20 protein-coding genes are annotated in these 19,703 nt (G+C 64.8%); 13 read left to right on the top strand and 7 right to left on the bottom strand.

Annotated elements, in window-relative coordinates; all coding sequences use genetic code 11:
• Window positions 1-100: 100 nt before the first annotated feature.
• Complete coding sequence (locus RX327_RS37205; RefSeq protein ID WP_317248863.1) at window positions 101-1,645, bottom strand: acyl-CoA synthetase; 1,545 nt, start codon at window positions 1,643-1,645, stop codon at window positions 101-103.
• Between the two features lie 213 nt (window positions 1,646-1,858).
• A complete protein-coding gene (locus RX327_RS37200) occupies window positions 1,859-3,031 on the bottom strand; it encodes an acetyl-CoA C-acetyltransferase (RefSeq protein ID WP_317248862.1) in 1,173 nt (390 codons plus the stop codon).
• 174 nt (window positions 3,032-3,205) lie between these two features.
• Between RX327_RS37200 and RX327_RS37195 the strand changes: the two genes are divergently transcribed.
• The 9 genes from RX327_RS37195 to RX327_RS37155 all read left to right on the top strand — a co-directional run bounded on the left by RX327_RS37195 (window position 3,206) and on the right by RX327_RS37155 (window position 12,761).
• A complete protein-coding gene (locus tag RX327_RS37195; protein WP_317248861.1) occupies window positions 3,206-3,871 on the top strand; it encodes a TetR family transcriptional regulator in 666 nt (221 codons plus the stop codon).
• A 46-nt stretch (window positions 3,872-3,917) separates the two neighbouring features.
• Complete coding sequence (locus tag RX327_RS37190; protein ID WP_317248860.1) at window positions 3,918-4,676, top strand: SDR family NAD(P)-dependent oxidoreductase; 759 nt, start codon at window positions 3,918-3,920, stop codon at window positions 4,674-4,676.
• A gap of 182 nt (window positions 4,677-4,858) precedes the next feature.
• Window positions 4,859-5,671: an enoyl-CoA hydratase/isomerase family protein gene (locus tag RX327_RS37185; protein ID WP_317248859.1), complete on the top strand. Its 813-nt coding sequence runs from the start codon at window positions 4,859-4,861 to the stop codon at window positions 5,669-5,671.
• Window positions 5,672-5,712: 41 nt separating this feature from the next.
• On the top strand, window positions 5,713-7,578 hold the full coding sequence (locus RX327_RS37180; protein WP_317248858.1) for an AMP-binding protein: 1,866 nt from the start codon (window positions 5,713-5,715) through the stop codon (window positions 7,576-7,578).
• A 132-nt stretch (window positions 7,579-7,710) separates the two neighbouring features.
• Entirely contained in the window at window positions 7,711-8,838 is a 1,128-nt protein-coding gene (locus tag RX327_RS37175; RefSeq protein WP_317248857.1) for an acyl-CoA dehydrogenase family protein, read from the top strand.
• Between the two features lie 117 nt (window positions 8,839-8,955).
• Entirely contained in the window at window positions 8,956-10,200 is a 1,245-nt protein-coding gene (locus RX327_RS37170; RefSeq protein ID WP_317248856.1) for an acyl-CoA dehydrogenase, read from the top strand.
• Window positions 10,201-10,314: 114 nt separating this feature from the next.
• Complete coding sequence (locus RX327_RS37165; protein WP_317248855.1) at window positions 10,315-11,559, top strand: acyl-CoA dehydrogenase; 1,245 nt, start codon at window positions 10,315-10,317, stop codon at window positions 11,557-11,559.
• A 2-nt stretch (window positions 11,560-11,561) separates the two neighbouring features.
• Entirely contained in the window at window positions 11,562-12,272 is a 711-nt protein-coding gene (locus tag RX327_RS37160; protein WP_317248854.1) for a nitroreductase, read from the top strand.
• A 78-nt stretch (window positions 12,273-12,350) separates the two neighbouring features.
• On the top strand, window positions 12,351-12,761 hold the full coding sequence (locus RX327_RS37155; RefSeq protein WP_050382573.1) for a hypothetical protein: 411 nt from the start codon (window positions 12,351-12,353) through the stop codon (window positions 12,759-12,761).
• Here the strand turns inward: RX327_RS37155 and RX327_RS37150 are convergent.
• Entirely contained in the window at window positions 12,758-13,753 is a 996-nt protein-coding gene (locus tag RX327_RS37150) for a YafY family protein (protein ID WP_317248853.1), read from the bottom strand. The genes RX327_RS37155 and RX327_RS37150 overlap by 4 nt on opposite strands.
• Before the next feature lie 84 nt (window positions 13,754-13,837).
• Here RX327_RS37150 and RX327_RS37145 point away from each other — a divergent pair, with 84 nt between their 5' ends.
• The gene (locus RX327_RS37145) at window positions 13,838-14,491 is read left to right on the top strand and encodes a glutathione S-transferase family protein (protein WP_317248852.1); all 654 of its coding nucleotides are present in this window, start codon (window positions 13,838-13,840) and stop codon (window positions 14,489-14,491) included.
• 14 nt (window positions 14,492-14,505) lie between these two features.
• Window positions 14,506-14,940: a DUF6157 family protein gene (locus tag RX327_RS37140; RefSeq protein ID WP_028336559.1), complete on the top strand. Its 435-nt coding sequence runs from the start codon at window positions 14,506-14,508 to the stop codon at window positions 14,938-14,940.
• Between the two features lie 199 nt (window positions 14,941-15,139).
• On the opposite strand, the gene RX327_RS37135 is transcribed toward RX327_RS37140, so the two are convergent.
• On the bottom strand, window positions 15,140-15,925 hold the full coding sequence (locus RX327_RS37135) for an enoyl-CoA hydratase/isomerase family protein (RefSeq protein WP_317248851.1): 786 nt from the start codon (window positions 15,923-15,925) through the stop codon (window positions 15,140-15,142).
• 14 nt (window positions 15,926-15,939) lie between these two features.
• The gene (locus tag RX327_RS37130; protein WP_050382580.1) at window positions 15,940-17,052 is read right to left on the bottom strand and encodes a cyclic nucleotide-gated ion channel; all 1,113 of its coding nucleotides are present in this window, start codon (window positions 17,050-17,052) and stop codon (window positions 15,940-15,942) included.
• Between the two features lie 354 nt (window positions 17,053-17,406).
• Between RX327_RS37130 and RX327_RS37125 the strand changes: the two genes are divergently transcribed.
• Together RX327_RS37125 and RX327_RS37120 are read left to right on the top strand one after the other, a co-directional pair.
• A complete protein-coding gene (locus tag RX327_RS37125; protein WP_028336556.1) occupies window positions 17,407-18,075 on the top strand; it encodes a Crp/Fnr family transcriptional regulator in 669 nt (222 codons plus the stop codon).
• 29 nt (window positions 18,076-18,104) lie between these two features.
• Window positions 18,105-18,980, top strand: coding sequence for a DUF6537 domain-containing protein (locus tag RX327_RS37120; RefSeq protein ID WP_082190437.1), 876 nt, complete (start codon window positions 18,105-18,107; stop codon window positions 18,978-18,980).
• Window positions 18,981-19,216: 236 nt separating this feature from the next.
• Here the strand turns inward: RX327_RS37120 and RX327_RS37115 are convergent, their stop codons facing one another.
• Window positions 19,217-19,435: a hypothetical protein gene (locus RX327_RS37115; RefSeq protein ID WP_050382584.1), complete on the bottom strand. Its 219-nt coding sequence runs from the start codon at window positions 19,433-19,435 to the stop codon at window positions 19,217-19,219.
• A gap of 49 nt (window positions 19,436-19,484) precedes the next feature.
• Window positions 19,485-19,700: a hypothetical protein gene (locus RX327_RS37110; RefSeq protein ID WP_050382586.1), complete on the bottom strand. Its 216-nt coding sequence runs from the start codon at window positions 19,698-19,700 to the stop codon at window positions 19,485-19,487.
• Between the last annotated feature and the right edge of the window lie 3 nt (window positions 19,701-19,703).

The raw sequence follows: 19,703 nt of genomic DNA, 5'->3' as shown, positions 1-19,703 counted from the left end.
AGCCGACAGGCTGTCACCCCACCTCGGTTCGCATTTCATGCGAACCGATCCTCCCCCTCCAGGGGAGGATAAGAGGCACCTCCGGTGGAAGGTCGAAGATTCACGCCTTTGCTGCTGCCTTCGGCCAATAGCGGTCGCGCAGATGGCGCTTCACCAGCTTCCCGGTCGGCGTGCGCGGCAGCTCTTGTTCGAAGTCGATGCTCTTGGGGCATTTGATCGGCGACAGATGCTGCCGGCAGAAGGCGATCAGGTCCGCCTCCAGCGCCTTGCCGGCGCGTGCCATGTCGTGCGGCTGCACCACCGCCTTCACCTCTTCGCCCATCTCTTCGTTCGGCACGCCGAACACCGCGACGTCGGCGACCTCAGGATGCGTGATCAGCACGTCCTCGGTCTCCTGCGGGTAGATGTTCACCCCGCCGGAGATAATCATGTAGGACTTGCGGTCGGTGAGATAGAGGAAGCCGTCACTGTCGAGATAGCCGACATCGCCGAGCGTCGACCAGCCCTTGGCGTTGTAGGCCTTCTTCGTCTTCTCGGGGTCGTTGTGATAGGTGAACGCGGGCGCATCGGCGAAGTAGACCGTGCCGATCTCGCCTGTCGGCTGCTCCTCGTCGTTCTCGTCCAGAATCTTGATCTTGCCGACCACGGCGCGGCCAACGCTGCCGCGATGCTCCAGCCATTGTTGCGAGTTGCAGACCGTGACGCCGTTGCCTTCAGAGCCCGCGTAATACTCGATCAGGATCGGTCCCCACCATTCGATCATCCTTGCTTTGACGTCGACCGGACAGGGGGCAGCGGCGTGAATGGCGCCTTTGAGCGTGGAGACGTCATATTTGGTGCGGACCTCGTCCGGCAGCTTCAACATGCGCACGAACATGGTCGGCACGAGCTGCGATTGGGTGACCTTGTACTTCTCGACCAGCTTCAAGAACTCTTCGGCGTCAAAGTGCTCCATGATGATGGAGGTGCCGCCGAGCACGATCGCCATCATGTTGAAGCGCAAGGGAGCAGCGTGATAGAGCGGCGCCGGTGACAGATAGATGCTGCCGGTGTTCATGCCGCACATGTCGGCGCAGAGCACGCGCAGAAGCGGGTTCGGCTCGTCGATCGCTTTACCCTCGAAGGCCTTCTTGACGCCCTTGGGCCGGCCGGTGGTGCCGGACGAATACAGCATGTCGTAGCCGGCGACCTCATCGGCGATCGGCGTGGTCGGCTGCGCGGCGGCTTCCTTGTCGTAGGAGCGGAAGCCGGGCAGCGGCTCGTCCATCATGTAGAAGATCGGCTCGCCGGCGGCGCCCTTGTTCAGGCCCTTGATCTGGTCGGCGCATTTCGGGGTGGTAATGAACACCTTCGCGCCGCAGTCCTCGATGATGTAGTCGATCTCGTCCTGCTTCAAATAGCGGCTGATCGCGGTGTAATAGAGCCCGCTGCGCTGTGCCGCCCAGCAGATCTCCATGAAGGCGAGCCGGTTCTCCATCAGAAGCGCGATGTGGTCGCCGGCCTTCAACCCGAGCGATCGGAAGAGATGTGCGCCCTGGTTCGAGAGCTCGTCGAGCTCGCGATAGGTGATCGCCTTGCCGGTGCCGGCCATCTGGTAGGCGATCTTGTCGGGCGTGGTGAGGGCGTGGATAGACGGATGGGTCACAGACGTTTCCTCGGGTGTTGCCTCAGGCGATGCGTCGTCCCGGCGAAAGCCGGGACCCATAACCACCGCTTTGTGTTGTTGGAATGAGTTGGGGCCGCAGCCCGGCATAACCACAAGCACCTGTGGTTATGGGTCCCGGCTCAAGGCCGGGACGACACCTTTTGTATGGAGGTTCTTGCGGCCTCTCACCGCTTCCTAGGAGTCAGGCGCTTCTTACAGGCGTTCGACGATCGTCACGTTGGCCATGCCGCCGCCTTCGCACATGGTCTGGAGGCCATAGCGCTTGCCGCGCTGGTGCAGGGCGTGGACCAGCGTGGTCATCAGCTTGGTGCCGGAGCCGCCGAGGGGGTGGCCGAGCGCGATGGCGCCGCCGTTGACGTTGAGACGCTCCGGATCGGCGCCGGTGTTCTTCAGCCATGCGGTCGGCACCGAGGCGAAGGCCTCGTTGACCTCGAACAGGTCGATGTCGCCGATCTTCATGCCGGCCTTCTCGAGTGCGCGCTTGGTGGCGTGCAGCGGCGCGTCCAGCATGATGACGGGATCGCCGCCCGTCATCGTCATGTGGTGGACGCGCGCGAGCGGCTTGACGCCGAGTTGCTTCAGGCCGCGCTCGTTCACGACCATGACGCCGGAAGCGCCGTCGCAGATCTGGCTGGCGCTGGCGGCGGAGAGCCTGCCGTTCTCGGCGATCAGCTTGACGCCCTTGATGCCGTCGAGGCTGACGTCGAAGCGGATGCCTTCGTCGATCTGGTGGGTGTCCTTGCTGCCGTCGGCGCGGGTGATCTCGAGCGGCACGATCTCCTTCTTGAAGTGACCGGCCTGCGTCGCCGCGATCGCGCGCTGGTGGCTGTTGTAGGAGTACTCGTCGAGCTCATCCTTGGAGAGGCCGTACTTCTCCGCCATCATCTCCGCGCCGGTGAACTGGCTGAACACGATGTTCGGATATTTCTTCTCGATGCCCGGGCTCTTGTAGTTGCCAAAACCGTTCTTGGCCGGAAGTTGCGAGGACAGGCCCATCGGAACCCGCGTCATCGATTCCACGCCGGCCGCGATCACGACGTCCATCGCACCCGACATCACGGCTTGCGCGGCGAAGTGCAGCGCCTGCTGCGAGGAACCGCACTGGCGGTCGATCGAGGTACCCGGCACGCTTTCAGGGAGCTTCGAAGCCATGACCGCGTTGCGCGCGACGTTGTTGGACTGCTCGCCGACCTGCATCACGCAGCCCATGATCACGTCCTCGACCAGCGCGGGGTCGGCGCCTGATCGTTCGACCAGCGCATCGAGCACGGTCGCGGCGAGATCGGCCGGATGCCAGCCAGCGAGACGGCCCCCCTTGCGCCCGCCCGCGGTGCGCGCAGCGGCGACGATATAAGCCTCGGCCATGTCGGATCTCCCTGATGTTTCCGGATTGGGCGGTCTGAAAGTTGGGCCGGATTTAAGGGGTGGCTCAGCATTTAGTCAATCAATCAATTAACTCTTGAGTGCGGCCCCGCCATGGGCTTATGTGCGGCCTCGATTTACCGTCGAACCCTGACCTGAAGCGGGACCAGAGCGCAGTTGAATACCAGCGTACCGACGAGACTTCCGGCCGGCAAAAATGCCACCGCCGACAAGCTATTGGTTGCGGCCAGCGAGCTGATGATCGAGCGCGCCTCGATCGAGGTCTCGTTGTCCGACATCGCGCAGAAGTCGGGCGTCAACGCCGCGCTGGTGAAATATCATTTCGGCAACAAGGACGGGCTGTTGCTGGCGCTGCTGGCGCGCGACGCCGCCACCGAGATGTCGCAGCTCGAATATCTCATCAGCCAGCCGATCACGCCGTCCGCGAAACTGCGCCTGCATGTCGCCGGCATCATCCGCGCCTATCACCGGTTCCCCTACATGAACCGGCTGATTCACTATCTGCTGCACGAGACCAGCGCGGGCTCCGCCGATGAGGTCTCGAAATTCTTCGTTGCGCCGCTGCTGGACTTCCACCGCCGCCTGTTGGCCGAAGGCGTCAGCCGCGGCGAATTTCGCCAGACCGATCCGGTGTTGTTCTACACCAGCCTGATCGGTGCCTGCGATCATTTGTTCTTCGGCCGGCATGCGATGTCCCGCGCGACCGGCGTCGGCCCGGTCACCGATGATGTCTGCCGGCAATACATCAAGCACATGGAAGCGCTGATCTGCGGCGGCATGCTCAATCCCGATAAGGAAACGGCAGCAGTCGCCGCCGGATAACAAGTTCGAAGTCTAGAGAAGAAACGCCCAAGGAAAGGTTGTATCGATGCAGTTGAAAGACGTAGCCGTTCTCATCACCGGCGGTGGTTCGGGCCTTGGTGCCGCGACCGCCCGCGCCATGGCTGCCAAGGGCGCCAAGATCGGCGTGATCGACCAGAGCAAGGAAAACGCCGAGAAGGTCGCTGCCGAAGTGAAGGGCGTCGCGCTGCATGCCGACGTCACCAGCGAGGAGCAGATCAAGGCCGCGATCGCCAAGGCGGAAGCTGCGCACGGCGTCGCCCGCGTGCTGATGAACTGCGCCGGCATCGGCGGATCGCAGCGTATCGTCGGCCGCGACGGCGTCTACCCGCTGGAAAAGTTCGCGCGCATCATCAACGTCAACTTGATCGGCACCTTCAACTTGCTGCGCCTGTTCGCCGAGCGGCTGGCGACCGAAGCCCCGATCGGCGAAGAGCGAGGCGTCATCATCAACACCGCTTCGGTGGCGGCTTACGAAGGCCAGATCGGCCAGATCGCCTATTCTGCCTCGAAGGGTGGCGTCGTCGGCCTCACGCTTCCGGCCGCGCGCGATCTCGCCAGCCAGAAGATCCGTGTCAACACCATCGCGCCCGGCCTGTTCTTCACACCGCTGCTGATGGGCTTGAACGAAGAGGCGCGCAAGAGCCTGGGCGCCCAGGTGCCGCACCCCTCGCGTCTCGGAGACGCCAATGAATATGGCATGCTCGCGGTGCACATCGTCGAGAACCCGATGCTCAACGGCGAGACCATCCGCCTCGACGGCGCCATCCGCATGGCGCCGCGCTAAGCCACAAGCTCGACTGTCGTCCCGGCCTTGCGCGCAATTGCGCGCTGGAGCAGGGACCCATACTCCGCGGCGTCTGTAACAGGCAAACCTGGCAGACGCCGCGCAAGACAACAACAGCCTGTGGTTATGGATCCCGGCTCGCGCTTCGCTTGGCCGGGACGACGGTCGGGAGGACCATGCGCGTGTCTCAGCCGCTGCTGATCGAACATCACGAAGGGGTCGATTGGGTCACGCTCAATCGCCCCGAGAGCCTCAACGCACTCGATCCTCCGCTGATCGACGCGCTCAACCTCTATTTCCAGGGCCTGCAGCGCAATCGCGACACCCGCGTCGTGGTGCTGAAGGGCGCCGGTGCGAATTTCTGCGCCGGGCTCGACCTCAAGCACGCGATGGCGCGCCGTGGCGGGCAGGCCGAGCCGCCCGGCGTGACGGAGTCGCTGGACTCGCAGCGCCGCATAGCCGACATCGTGATGCTGATGCGGCGTTGTCCGCAGCCGATCCTGGCGCTGGTGCAGGGCGCGGCGGCCGGCGGCGGCTTTGCGCTGGCGCTCGCCTCCGACATCCGCATTGCGACGCGGTCGACGAACGCACGGATGAACTGCGCCTTCATCAAGCTCGGCCTTGGCGGCTGCGACATCGGCACCAGCTATTTTCTGCCGCGGTTGGTCGGCGTCTCCGTGGCATCCGAACTGATCCTCACCGGGCGCTTCATCGAGGCCGACCGCGCGCTTGCGGTCGGCCTGGTGTCCGAGGTGGTCGAGGTCGCCGATCTTGATGCTGCGGCCAATCCTTATGTCGAGGCCATGATGACGGCCTCGCCGGTCGGTCTCCGCCTCTCGAAGGAATGTCTCAACATGAGCGTAGATGCCGGATCGCTGGAAGCTGTGATCGCCATGGAGGATCGCAACCAGGTCCTGTGCAGCCGCTCGGAAGAGTTTTCGGAAGGCATCAGGGCCTTCCTCGAGAAGCGAAAGCCTGTCTATATCAAGCGCTGAGAACAGATCCTTTTAAGGACAGAAATTCCGGGAGACGCAAAATGGATGGAGACGCGGCGATGCTGACGAAACCTGCCTTTCGCAAGGTGGATTGGCTCGCACGTGACATCGCGGTCGAGCAGCGCGACGACGGCACCGTCGTCCTGAAGTCGCGGATTCCGCTCCAGACCTACGAGACGCATATTCCGGCCTATCTCGCCAAATGGGCGGCGCAGGCGCCGGAGCGCACCTGGCTGGCGCAGCGCGGCGGTCCCAACCGCGAATGGCGCAAGGTGTCCTACGGCGAAGCCAAGCGCACCGTGGATGCGCTGACGCAAGGCTTGCTCAATCTCAAGCTCGCGGGACGTCCGGTCACGATCCTCTCCGGCAATTCGATCGAGCACGCGCTGATGACGCAGGCCGCGATGCAGGCGCGCGCTCCAGCGGCTCCAGTCTCGCCGGCCTACTCGCTGATGAGCCACGATCACGTCAAGCTGAAATATCTGTTCGACCTGATCAAGCCGGCTGTCGTGATGGTGCAGGACGGCTCGACTTTCGAGAAGGCGCTGAACGCGCTCGATCTCAGCGGCGTCACCGTCGTCCACGTTCTGCGTCCCTGCGAGGGGATCAAGAGCACGGCCTTTGCCGATCTCGCGGCAACGCCGGTGACGGCCGCGGTCGGCGCCTCCATCGCAAAGATCACGCCGCAGACTGTGGGCAAGCTGCTGTTCACGTCGGGCTCGACCGGCATGCCCAAGGCCGTCATCAACACGCAGGAGATGATGTGCGCCAATGCGGCGATGATGATGCAGGTTCGTCCGCGCGACCCGAGCGGCCCGATCTCGACCATGCTGGACTGGATGCCCTGGAACCACACCATGGGCGGCAATGCGGCGTTTCACCCGATCCTGGTCGATGGCGGCACGCTCTATATCGACGACGGGCGGCCGATGCCGGGCCAGTTCGACGAGACGCTGCGGAACCTGCGCGAGATCTCGCCGACCTATTACGCCAACGTGCCGGCCGGCTACGCCGCGCTGGCCGCCGCCATGGAGAAGGATGATGCGCTCTGCCGCTCCTTTTTCAAGAATCTCTCGATCATGGCTTATGGCGGCGCGCGGCTGCCGGACGATCTCTACGATCGCATGCAGACGCTGGCGGTGAAGAGCACCGGCGAGCGCATCGTGTTCTACACTGGCTGGGGCTCGACCGAGACCGCGCCGACCTCGACCGGCACTTACTGGGACACCGAGCGCGTCGGCCTGATCGGCCTGCCGTTCCCCGGCGTCGAATTGAAGATGGTGCCGTGCGGCTCGAAATACGAATTGCGCCTGCGCGGTGTCAACGTCACGCCGGGTTATTTCGGCCAGTCGGATCTCACGAAGAAGATGTTCGACGAGGAAGGATTCTACTGCATCGGCGATGCCGGCATCTTCGTCGACGACACCGATCCGGTGCAAGGCATCATCTTTGCCGGGCGCGTGGTGGAGGACTTCAAGCTCACCACCGGCACCTTCGTACACGTCGGCTCGCTCCGCACCGATGCCATCGCCGCCGCGACGCCGGTCGTACATGACGCGCTGGTCGCGGGGCAGGACCGTGAGTTCATCGGCCTGTTGTGCTGGCCGAACCTGCATGCCTGCCGCCAGCTCGTCGGCAATGCCGACGCAAGCTATGAGGACGTGATCCGGCATCCCGACGTGGTCGCCTGCCTCAGAAAGGGCTTGCAGGCGCACAACGCCTCCACCACCGGCAGCAGCATGCGCATCGCGCGTGCCATGCTGATGGTCGAGCCGCCCTCAATCGACGGCAATGAGCTCACCGACAAGGGTTACATCAACCAGCGCGCCGGCCTCGAGCGCCGCGCCGCGCTGGTGAAGAAGCTGTATGCCGGCAAGCCCGGCGACGACGTGATCATCTTGAACTGATCATACGAAAGCAAACATGTCATTCCGGGGCACGCGAAGCGTGAACCCGGAATCCAGAGGTTCCTTACGTCGAGGTTCCGGGTTCGATGCCGCGCATCGCCCCGGAATGACAGCAAGTAAAAGGTAAGCGCCATGAATTTCGATTTCTCCGACGAACAGAAGCAGATGCGCGACGAGGCGCGGAAGTTCCTCAGCGAACAGTGCCCGCCGAAGGCCGTGCGCGAGGTGCTCGACGGCAAGGCGCCTTACGACAAGGAGCTGTGGAAAGGCCTTGCCGAGATGGGCTTCCTTGGCGTCGCCATCCCCGAAGAGTTTGGCGGCGCTGGCGCCGGCCATCTCGAGCTGTGCGTGATCGCGGAGGAGATGGGCCGGGCCAACGCGCCGGTGCCGTTCTCCTCGACCGTGTACCTTGCGGCCGAAGCGCTGCTGATCGCCGGCAGCGATGCGCAGAAGAAGAAATGGCTGCCGCCGATCGCTTCCGGGGAGGCGATCGGCACGCTGGCGCTGTTCGAAGGCAAGGGCAACCCGTCGCCGAAGGCGATCAAGGTCACGGCCAATGGCGGTGTGCTCAACGGCGTCAAGAAGCCGGTGTCGGATGGTGCGATCGCCGATTTCGCCGTGGTCGCCGCGCGCACCGGCTCGAGCGGACGCGAGTCCGATATTTCCTTGTTCATGGTCGACCTCAAGGCTGGTGGCGTCGAGGTCAAGAGCCTCACCAATCTCGATCCGACCCGCGGGCAGGCCGAGATCACCTTCAAGGACGCCAAGGCCGAGCCGCTCGGCGCTGCTGGCGAAGGCTGGAGCATCCTCACCCAGGTGCTCGACCGCGCCGCGGTGCTCTGCGCCTTCGAGCAGGTCGGCGGCGCCGACCGCGCGCTGGAGATGGGCCGCGACTACGCGCTCGACCGCATCGCCTTCGGTCGCCAGATCGGCTCGTTCCAGGCGGTCAAGCACATGCTGGCGGACATGTATGTATCCGCGACGCTGGCGCGCTCCAACAGCTATTACGGCGCCTGGGCGCTCTCGACCAACGCCGCCGAGCTGCCGGAAGCCGCCGCCGCCGCCCGCATCAGCGCGACGCAGGCGTTCCAGCACTGCGCCAAGAACAACATCCAGGTTCACGGCGGCATGGGCTTCACCTGGGAGTTCGACTGCCACATGTACTACCGCCGCGCCAATGCGATGGCGCTGGGGCTCGGCAGCCTTACTTACTGGGAAGACCAGTTGATCGACCGCATGCGGAAGAAGAACGCGGCGTGACGCTACGATTCGTCGTTCCGGGGCGCGCGTAGCGCGAACCCGGAATCCAGAGGTTGGGAATTGAGATTCCGGGTTCGATGCTGCGCATCGCCCCGGAATGACGGAAAGAAAGCCACCATGAATTTCGACGACACCCCGCAGGAGGCCGCATTCCGCGCCGAGGCGAAAGCCTGGATCGCGGCCAATGCGCCGAAGCAATATGAGGACGAGCTGCGCAAGGCCTCGCTCGGCCGTGTTGCGCTCAAGGGCGCCAACATCCTGCAGGTCGCAAAAGCCTGGCAGAAGAAGAAGGCCGATGCCGGCTGGGCCTGCCTGCACTGGCCGAAGGAGTATGGCGGCCGTGGCGCCTCGCCGATCGAGCGGGTGATCTGGCAGGAGGAAGAGGGGCCGTTCGGTCAGCTGTCCCGCATGTTCATCATCGGCCACGGCATGTGCGGGCCGACCATGATGGCGTTCGCGCGCGAGGAGCATAAGCGCAAATATCTGCCGCCGCTCGCCTCCGGAGAGAAAATCTGGTGCCAGCTGTTCTCCGAACCCGCCGGCGGTTCTGATGTCGCAGGGCTTCGCACGCGCGCCGAGAAGGATGGCGACGACTGGGTCATCAACGGCCAGAAGATCTGGACGTCGGGCGCGCATTATTCCGACTACGGCATTTTGCTCACCCGCACCGATCCGACCGTGCCCAAGCACAAGGGGCTCACCATGTTCTTCCTGGACATGAAGAGCCCTGGCGTCGAGGTCAGGCCGATCAAGCAGGCGAGCGGGGCCTCGGATTTCAACGAGGTCTATTTCACCAATGTCCGCATCCCCGACCATCAGCGCCTCGGCGAGGTCGGTGACGGCTGGAATGTCTCGCTGACCACGCTGATGAACGAGCGCATGTCGATCGGCGCCGGCGTCGCCACCGGCTTCCCCGAACTGTTCGACTTCTGCAACAGCCTGATGCTCGACGACGGTCCGGCGATCGAGGATCGCGCGGTGCGCTCGAAGCTGGCGAACTGGGCGGTGAAGGCGAGCGGGCTGAAATACACCAGCATGCGCGCGATCTCGGCGCTGTCCAAGGGTGAGCGGCCGGGGCCGGAAAATTCCATCGGCAAGCTGGTGGCGGGCTCGATGATCCAGGACGTTGCGACCTACGCACTGGATCTGCAGGGTGCGAGCGGCGTGGTCAGCGGCGAGGATGCCGAGCTGGCCGGCCGTTTCCAGGCCATGCTGCTGCGTGCGCCCGGCACCCGCGTCGAAGGCGGCACCGACGAGATCATGCGCAACATCATCGCCGAGCGGGTGCTGGGCCTGCCCGGCGACATCCGTGTCGACAAGGACGTGCCATTCAACAAGATCCCGACGAAGGGAAGAGCTTAACCGTCATTCCGGGGCGGCGCGATAGCGCCGAACCCGGAATCTCGAGATGAATGAATAGCATCTAGATTCCGGGTTCGCGCTGCGCGCGCCCCGGAATGACAGAGAGATAAAGCCATGAACTTCGACGACACCCCGCAGGAAGCCGAGTTTCGCGCCGTCGCCCGCAAGTGGATCGCGGCCAACGCGCCGAAGGAGTTCGAAGAGGAGCTCTCGAAGTCCTCGCTCGGCCGTATCCGGCTCGCTCACCACGACATCGTCGATGTCGGCAAGGCCTGGCAGAAGAAGAAGTTCGAAGGCAATTGGGCCTGCCTGCACTGGCCGAAGGAATATGGCGGGCGCGGTGCCACGCCGATCGAGAAGGTGATCTGGCAGCAGGAGGAGGGCGTCTACGGCAAGCTGACGCAGCCGTTCCAGATCGGCGAAGGCATGTGCGGTCCGACCGTGATGGCTTTCGGAAGCGAGGACGCCAAGCGCCGCTACTTGCCGAAGCTTGCCTCGGGCGAGGAAATCTGGTGCCAGCTGTTCTCGGAGCCATCGGCCGGCTCGGACGTTGCGGGCTTGCGCACGCGCGCCGAGAAGAAGGGCGACAACTGGGTCGTCAACGGCCAGAAGATCTGGACCTCGGGCGCGCATTACTCCGATTACGGACTCCTGATCGCGCGCACCGATCCGAACGTGCCCAAGCACAAGGGCCTCACCATGTTCTTCCTGGACATGAAGAGCCCCGGCGTTGAGGTGCGGCCGATCAAGCAGGCCAACGGCATGCAGGAGTTCAACGAAGTCTATTTCACCGACGTCGTGATCCCCGACAGCCAGCGGCTGGGGGCCGTCGGCGAGGGCTGGAGCGTGTCGCTGACGACGCTGATGAACGAGCGCATGTCGATCGGCGCGCGGCTTGCGACCGGCGTGCCTGAGATGTTCGAGTTCTGCTCCAATCTGATGCTGGAGGACGGACTCGCCATCGACGATCCCGCCGTGCGCTCGAAGCTCGCGAGCTGGGCGGCGAAGTCGAACGGACTGAAATACACCAGCTACCGCACGATCTCGGCGCTGTCGAAGGGTGAGCGGCCGGGCCCGGAGAATTCGATCGGCAAGCTCGTCTCCGGCCTGATGCTCCAGGACATCGCGACCTGCGCCATGGACCTCCAGGGCGCGGCCGGTGTTCTCACCGGCAACGACGAGGAGACGGTGCAGGGCCAGTTCCAGCAGATGCTGCTGTCCTCGCCCTCGATGCGCATCGCCGGCGGCACCGACGAGATCCTGCGCAACATCATCGCCGAGCGTGTGCTGGGATTGCCCGGCGACATTCGCGTCGACAAGGACGTGCCTTACAACAAGATCCCGACCAAGGGGCGCTGAGCATGGATGCCACCACCAAGCCGCGCTACCCGACCGAGGACCGTATCGGCGCGCTCGAGGAATTGCTCAACGAGCGCTACTCGGTGCGCGCGTTCCAGCCGCGCGAGGTGCCGCGCGAGGTCATCGAGCACATTCTGGCCACCGCGCAGCGCACGGCGTCCTGGTGCAACAGCCAGCCCTGGCAGGTCATCATCGCCAGCGGCGAGGCCAAGGAGCGCTTTCGCAAGGCGATCTACGCGGAGGCCTCAAAGGGCCTTGGCGATGATTACGATTTCACGCCGCCGCGCGAATATGTCGGGGTCTATCTGGAGCGCCGCCGCGAAAGCGGCTTCCAGCTCTACAACACGCTCGGCATCGCGCGCGGCGACAAGATGGCCTATGCCAGGCAGGCGCTGGAGAACTACAATTTCTTCGGCGCGCCCCATGTCGCGATCATTCACACCAACGAGCCGCTCGGCATCTACGGTGCGATCGACTGTGGCGCCTATGTCAGCAATTTCATGCTGGCCGCGCAGGCGCTCGGGCTCGGCACCATCCCGCAGGCGGCGATCGCGCGCCATTCCGGGCTGATCCGTCGTCATTTCAACCTGGCCGACGATCGCCGGGTTGTCTGCGGTATCTCGTTCGGCTATGCCGATCATGCGCACAAGGTGAACAGCTACCGCACGTCGCGCGCGACCGTGGAAGATACTGTCACATTCGTCGATGTATAATTTCCTCAAGGCGGGAAGGTCGGTTCACCCTCCCGCCGAGGACAAGAAGAGCTGCAAGAAGAAACGACAAGAACAACAATGGCGAATAACGCCTCCCTGACGCCGGCGGAGATCAGCTGGCAGCTGCACCGTCTGCCTGCGCTCGAGCGCGACGCGTTCATCGCGGCGCATTATGTGGGGCAGCCCGTCGCCTGGAAGACCCGCTTCTTCGACGCGATCGACTGGGGCGCGGGCTCGGTGCTGCAATTCAGCTTCCTGCAGCGCGGCTGGCATCGCCATTCCCGGCTCGACAATCCGATCTATGCCTATGTCGACATCGAGCAACATCCGGAAACCCGCGGCCTGCGCCGCGGCCGGCGGATCGACCTTGAGGGCACCATCAAGGGCGTCGACTTCGTGACCGGGATTACGCTGACGCTGGACAAGTTCGAGATCCTGCCGATCAATTTTTTCGATCGCTTCGTCATCAGCTCCGATAGCCGGTATTAACGGCGGGCAGCGCGGCGGGCCGGCGCGTCGGCATAGCGGGCGGCCATCGCGCCCGTCAGCTCGGCCATCTTCTCGCGCAACTCTGGCGGCGCGACCACTTCGGCCTCGGCGCCGAGCCGCAGCAATTCGGTCGCTGCATGCCACACCGTCTTGCCGACCGGCATGGTGGCGAGCCGCCAGCCGTCGGCGTCGGTACCATCAGCGAGCTGCATCCGCGCCTTCACGTAAGGGTGGGCCAGCGCATCGAACAGTTTCAGCCCGAGCGGCGACAGCCGCACCGTGGCCTCGTTCGGATGCAGCTCGGCCTCCAGCCGCTCGATCGAGGCGCGCCAATAGGCGGCGAGGTCGAACTCCGCGGACCGCGCGAACGGCGTCTCCAGCACCGCGCAGTCGAGCACGCGCGCGACGCGATAGGTGCGCACGCTGCCGTCGACCTGGCCGGCGAGATACCAGCTGCCGCCCTTCAGCACGAGGCCGAGCGGCGCGACGCGGCGTTGCTTCTCCGCGCGCCAGCTCTGGTAGCGGATCTTGATCAGCGTCCCGCGCAGCACGGCGCCGGCGATGGCGCGCAGGTGCTTTGGGTCTTCCGCCTCGCCGAACCAGCCCGGTGCGTCGAGATGAAAACGCTCCTGCATCCCTCGCGCGTTGGGCCGCAGGTTCTCCGGCAGGGCAGCCATCAGCTTGTTCTGCGCGGCGATCATCGCGGCGTCGAGTCCGAGCGCTGCGGCCGGGCCGGGCAATCCCGCCAGGAACAGCGCGCCCGCCTCGCTCTGCGACAGGCCGTTCAGCCGCACGCGATAGCCGTCGAGCAGGCGATAGCCGCCTTCGGCACCGCGGTCGGCGTAAACGGGAACGCCGGACGCCGCGAGCGCGTCGATGTCGCGATAAATCGTTCGCACCGAGACTTCGCAGGCCTCCGCGAGCTCGGGCGCGGTGACCCGTCCCCTGGCCTGGAGGGTGGTGAGGATCGACAGCATCCGGCTCGCGCGCATGGCCAAATCATACCTGACACAAGATGTCAGGTATAGGCAGTCATTAAAGAGGCCATGCCCCCGACGGCGCCAGGAGACCCGACCATGAGCACCGCTGCCCCCACCGACCGCATCACGCTGTATTATTCGCCGCAGACGCGCGCCACCGGCACGCGGGTGCTGCTGGAGGACCTGGGCGCTCCTTACGATCTCCACGTTCTCAACATGAAGGCCGGCGAGCAGCGCATGCCCGCCTATCTCGCCATCAATCCGCTCGGCAAGGTGCCGGCGATCCGTCACGGCGAGGCGCTGGTGACGGAGCAGGTCGCCATCACCATCTATCTCGCCGACCTGTTTCCGCAGGCCGGCCTCACGCCCGCCCTGAACGATCCGCTGCGCGGCCCCTATCTGCGCTGGATCGCATATTACGGATCATCGTTCGAGCCGGCCCTGATCGACAAGTTCATGCAGCGCGAGCCGGCGCCGATCACGCAATCGCCCTATGCCGATTACGACACCATGCTGGGTGCGCTGGAGGCACAGCTGTCGAAGGGCCCGTATCTGCTCGGCGAGCGCATGACGGCCGCCGACGTGTTGTGGGGCGTCGCGTTCAGCTGGACCATGATGTTCGGCATCGTGCCGAAGAAGGACGTGTTCGTCCGTTATGCCGAACGCATGACGGCGCGGCCGGCGTTCCAGCGTATCACGGCAGCCGACGCCGAGATGGCGGCGCAGCATGCGGCGGCCGCCGGAGTGTGATACGGATCGGGCCGATGGCGAAAGTCCTGCACAGCACCAACTGCTTCAACACCTTGATCCGCGTCGCGGAGGACTGCCCGGCGCAGCGCGGCGAGGAGCCGCAGTTGCGCGGCGGCCAGCCGACGGTCGCCGTGTTGCAATACCGGATGATCGCGGGCGCGCCCTACAAGTACACCTCCGACGACGTCGTGTTCGCGACGTCGGCGGCCGGCCGCGCGCTCGATGCGAAAGCCGCGAAGAAGGCGCGCTGCCTCGCCCGCGAGACGTTCTTCTCGCGCGGCCAGGCCTGCATGCGCGCCTCGCCGCTCGGCAAGCGCTTCGGCTGGGGTGTCCATGCCGACGCCGAGGGGCGCATCGCGCTCTACGCCGTCGACAGCAAGCGCTACCAGGCACTCGCCGCGGATCCCGACATCGCGCAGGTCCGCGCGATGCGGAGCAAGCGGGCGTGAAGAGGCACTGCTCTCATCCTCCTCTGGAGGGGGAGGATCGGTTCGCATGCAATGCGAACCGAGGTGGGGTGATCTCTCCACTCGGGCACCGTTCGTGCTGAGAGATCACCCCACCCCGTCTCACATTCCACTGCGCTCCATGTGACCCGACCCTCCCCCTCCAGGGAGGGTGAAGGGGAGTGTGCCGTGCGACCAATCGCTAAAACCGCGGCGCCCGCTTCTCGGCAAACGCCTTGATGCCTTCCCTGATCTCGTCGCCGCGCATGCTGTCGCGGTGGCGTTGGTCGGCGGCGGCTTCATCGAACTCGCCGTGGGCGAACTCGTTGATGGCGCGCTTCATGCCGCGCATCGCCTGCGGGGCGTTGCCGGCGAGGACGCCAGCGAGCTTGTCGACTTCCTCGTCGAGGGATTCCACCGGCACCATCGCGGTGAGATAGCCGATGCGCAGCATCTCCGGTGCGCCGATCTTCTGTGCGGTCAGGAACAGCTTCTTCGCGTTGTCCACGCCGAGACGCGTCACGTAGCGTTTGATACCGCTCGGGTAATAATGCAGCCCAAGCCGCGCCGCCGGCATGAACATTTCCGCGCTATCGACGCCGATCCGGAAATCGCAGGCGAGCGCGAGGTCGGTCGCGCCGCCATAGACGCCGCCGTTGAGCCGGCAGATGGTCGGTACGCCCAAATCCTCCAGCCGGTTGACGACCACCTCGAAAGCCGAGCCCGCGCTCTGCTGCTCGCTCGCGCTGACCGCGCGCTCCGCCACCGAGTTGAGATCGTAGCCGGCGGAGAAGGCACGCCCGGTGCCGGTCAGCACAAGCACGCGAATATCGGGATCGGCCTCGATCCGGTCGAACAGCCTCGTCAGCTCGCCGAGATCCTCCGCCTGGAGCCGGTTGAGATGTTTCGGTCGATTGAGGCGGATGGTGGCGCGCGGGCCCGCGATTTCGAGCACGGGTCCGCTGGCGGTGTCGGCCGCGTCAGCCATCTTGGTCTCCATCATTATTGATTCTCACGTTCGCGCCGCTTGGCCTCGGCGTCGATGGTCTCGGCGAGATCGGGATGCCTTGCCATCAACAGGCGGAAATCGACCAGGTCAAGCACCAGCAACCTGGTCACCTTGCTGGTCGAGACGCTGGCGCCGCGCTTGGCGTTGCCGAGCAATGCCATCTCGCCAAAGAACTCGCCTTCGCCAAGCTTCACCTTGCGCCCGGGCAGGTCGACCTCGACCTCGCCGGCGGCGACGAAATACATGCAGTCGCCATTGGTGTCCTTGCGGATGATCATGGTGCGCGGCGGCAGGTCCATGGTCCGCAGCATTTGGGTGACGTCGGCGATCGCGGCCGGGCCGAGATGCGCGAAGAACGGCACCTTGCTGACGGTCTCCCAGGTTCTCAAGAAATTGTCGCGACGGGTTTCTGCGGCAAAGCCGGTCGCCAGGATACCGGTCCACAGTCCGAACACGCCGAGGCCCGAGATCATCACCATGGCGGCGACCACGCGGCCGAGCGGGGTGATCGGCACCACGTCGCCATAGCCGGTCGTGGTCAGCGTCACCACCGCCCACCACAGCGCCGCCGGCACGCTGCCGAAGGTCTGCGGCTGGACGTCCCGCTCCAGGAAATATTCCGCGACGGAGGCCAGGAACACCACCATCAGGAAGATCACGAGCACGCTGAGCAGCGGCCCGGATTCCACCACCAGCACGCGCCGGAGCTGGCGCAGGCCGGGAATGCCCGGCACCACCTTGAGCACCCAGAGCACGCCGAGCAGCCAGGCGGTCTTCGGCTCGACGCCGGACAGCAAGGCCACCGGCACGGCCAGCGCGCCGATCGCGTCGACCACGCCGGCGCTCGACAGCGCGTAGAACCAGAATTTGCCCTGCCGCCCCATGTGGCGCAGCCGCACCAGCCATTCGAATACGAAATAGGCAAGGCAGGCCCACAGCAGCGCATCGACCCAGCGCGGCGCCGCCTCATGGGCCGGCGCGACCGTCAGCAGCGTCATCATCGCGACACCGGCCGCGACGGCGACATAGGCCGCCGTGGTCATGTTGCGGCCGGCGGTGGCGGAAACGAAGCGCGTCAAGGCCGGAAGGACGAGCCGCTTGGACATCGGAACGGAGCTTGCCTGTCGATGAACTGCTGGAATTGAGGCCCTGCGAACGGCGGAGCCGATGTCACAACGTGCCTCTCCCGGTTGAGGCCGTCAACGCGCAGGCCATGGCGGGATGCTCGCGGCGAAAGACCCATCAGTTGGACGAAAGGCCTAACCATGTTGGCCCGATTTTGCGCCCGCGAATGTGAGAAATCGGACAAAACGTCGCTTTTTCCCCGTATATCAGGGATGCTGGTTCGCCGCTGCGACTCCTGTGTGACTAGGCAGGCGATTCGGGCAGGCAAACCAGGGCAGGAATGAAGCGACTAATAAGACGATCTTATTCACTTCTTGAGAATTGGCTGGTTTCCGATGGATACCTCACATCTCGCGCAGCACGCCGGCGCCGCCGGGAGTCTCTTCGCTTCGATCTTCGTGGTCGCCACGCTGTCAATGCGCACCATGATCCCGTTGCGCGTGTTCGCCATCCTGACCAACATCATCCTGATCGCGACCGCGATCCCGACGCACAATTACGCGACGCTGATTCTGCATGCCGTGCTGCTGCCGGTGAACACCTATCGGCTGCACCAGATGCTGCAACTTGTCCGCAACGTGAAAAGATCGGTCAACAGCGATCTGTCGATGGATTGGCTCAGGCCGTTCACGACGGAGCGCAAATGCACCGCGGGGGAAGTCCTGTTCTACAAGGACGAGAAGGCCGACAGCATGTTCTACATTGTCAGCGGCCGCTTCCGCCTGGTCGAATCGGGCATCGAGCTGCCGGTCGGCGCCCTCGTCGGCGAGTTCGGCATGCTGTCGCCGTCGAACACGCGAACCCAGACGCTGGAGTGCGTCGAGACCGGCATGGTGCTGTCGGTGACCTATGACCAGGTCGAGCAGCTTTACGTCCAGAACCCGGCCTTCGGCTTCTACTTTCTGCGACTCGCCAGCGCCCGTCTGTTCCAGAATATCTCGACGCTCGAGCAGCAACTCGCGCAGCACACGACCCCACAGGTTGCGGAGCCAAAACCTGCATGAGCCCCGTGACGAGTTCTGGAGGCGCCGCAGTGCCGGATGACGACGGTCTCCTGGCTTCGCTCCGTTACCTCTTTGCCGACATCATCGGCGATGAGGACGAGGGGCCGCCGGTGCTGCCCGACGCCTGCCCGGACCATCTCGGGCCGGCCGTCACCAAGGCCATCAATCTGTTGATCGCCTATCAGGGCACGAGCTACGCCCAGCTCTATATCGACCGGCTCAAGCGCTTCGTCGGCCGCCGCGGCGTCGACGACGCCCTGCTTGCCGAGATCGCCCGCTTGATGGCGGAGCGCATGGCCTATGAGGACGCGATCCGCATCGCGCAGCTCAAGCTTGGCGAAGTCAACGCGGTGGGCGGCCTTGCGGCGCGCTCGGCCGACGACGTCAAGAAGTTTCGCCTGGACGAGTTGATCGACGCCCTGCCGGCAGTGGTCGCCGATCCGGTGCTCGGCGTGCTGGATCAATTCGGCTGGCGGCGTCGCCGGATCTCGATCCGCTTCAGCGCCAACAACCGCTTCAGCGTTCGCCGGCTCAGGATCGAGGCGGGCCTGAAGCGCTGGCGGCTGTTCTCGGGACGCTATGCCAGGGAGCGCGTCTGGGTCGAGCGTTGGCTGCACATGATCGACCGCAGCCTGACCAAGCAGCCGGGCGCCGCCCCGGCGCTCGTGCAGACCGCGACCATGGTCCAGGGCTACGGCGATCCCTACCGCCAGGGCATCGCGGACTGGCACGTGATCATCGACGGGCTCGCCAAGCCGACCTTCGACGGCGTGCTCGTGCTCCCCGACCTTGCCGGCGCCATTACGGAAGCGCGCGCAGCCTCCATGCCAGATCCGCGGCAGGCAGCGCTGAAGCGCAAGATCGCGGAAATCCGCGCCCGGGCACCGGCGGTTGGCTCGCATTGAACGGGATTTCCAGTGCTGGACCCGTCATCCCCGCGCAAAGGCGAAGCCTTTGTCGCTGGAGGTGCGAGCCTTGCGGCGCAATTGCGCCGCTGGGCGAGCCTCGAAGGATGCACGGCCACAGATGGGCCCTCGCCCTTCGAGACGGCCGCCTTGCGGCCTCCTCAAGGTGACGGTGATAGCTCCCGCGTCATTGCGCGCGAAGCGAAGCAACCCATAGCGCCGCAAGCGGAGAACACCTACCGCTTGATGTGCGGCGGCTCGTCGTAGCCGCGGCGGCTGGAATAGAACAACAGGCCCATCAGGCCGATGCAAACCGCAGCCAGAACCGCAATGCCGATCGTGAACACCACGATGCCGTAGGCCGGCACCGGAGCGTCCACAGTCAGGCCTTCATAGGCGTAGGCGCCGACGGCGGCCAAAAAGGCCAGCAGGCCGATGCTGATTGCAATGCGCATGCGTAGCTGCCTCTGCTGAGGGCCGAGGGCAACAGGGCAGTTGCGCCGGTTATCCCGCCGCGGCGGTGGCCTTGGCCAGCGCCTGCTGTCCGGCTTCGGTCAACTCGGAGAGCGTCGTCCTGCCGCTCTTGGCGCATTTGATGATGTATCTGGCAACGCGGCGGCGGGTGTCATGTTCCTCGCCGTGAGCTGCGTCTGAACAAACGCGATCGAGCGCAGCGTTCATGGCGAAGAGCGTGCGTGAGTCAAACCGTTCCTCGATCATCGC

The organism is Bradyrhizobium sp. BEA-2-5 (genome assembly GCF_032918025.1).
GTDB classification, from domain to species: Bacteria; Pseudomonadota; Alphaproteobacteria; order Rhizobiales; family Xanthobacteraceae; genus Bradyrhizobium; species Bradyrhizobium pachyrhizi.
Note: the sequence above shows the minus strand (reverse complement) of the source record. Positions and strands in the feature narration are given on the sequence as shown.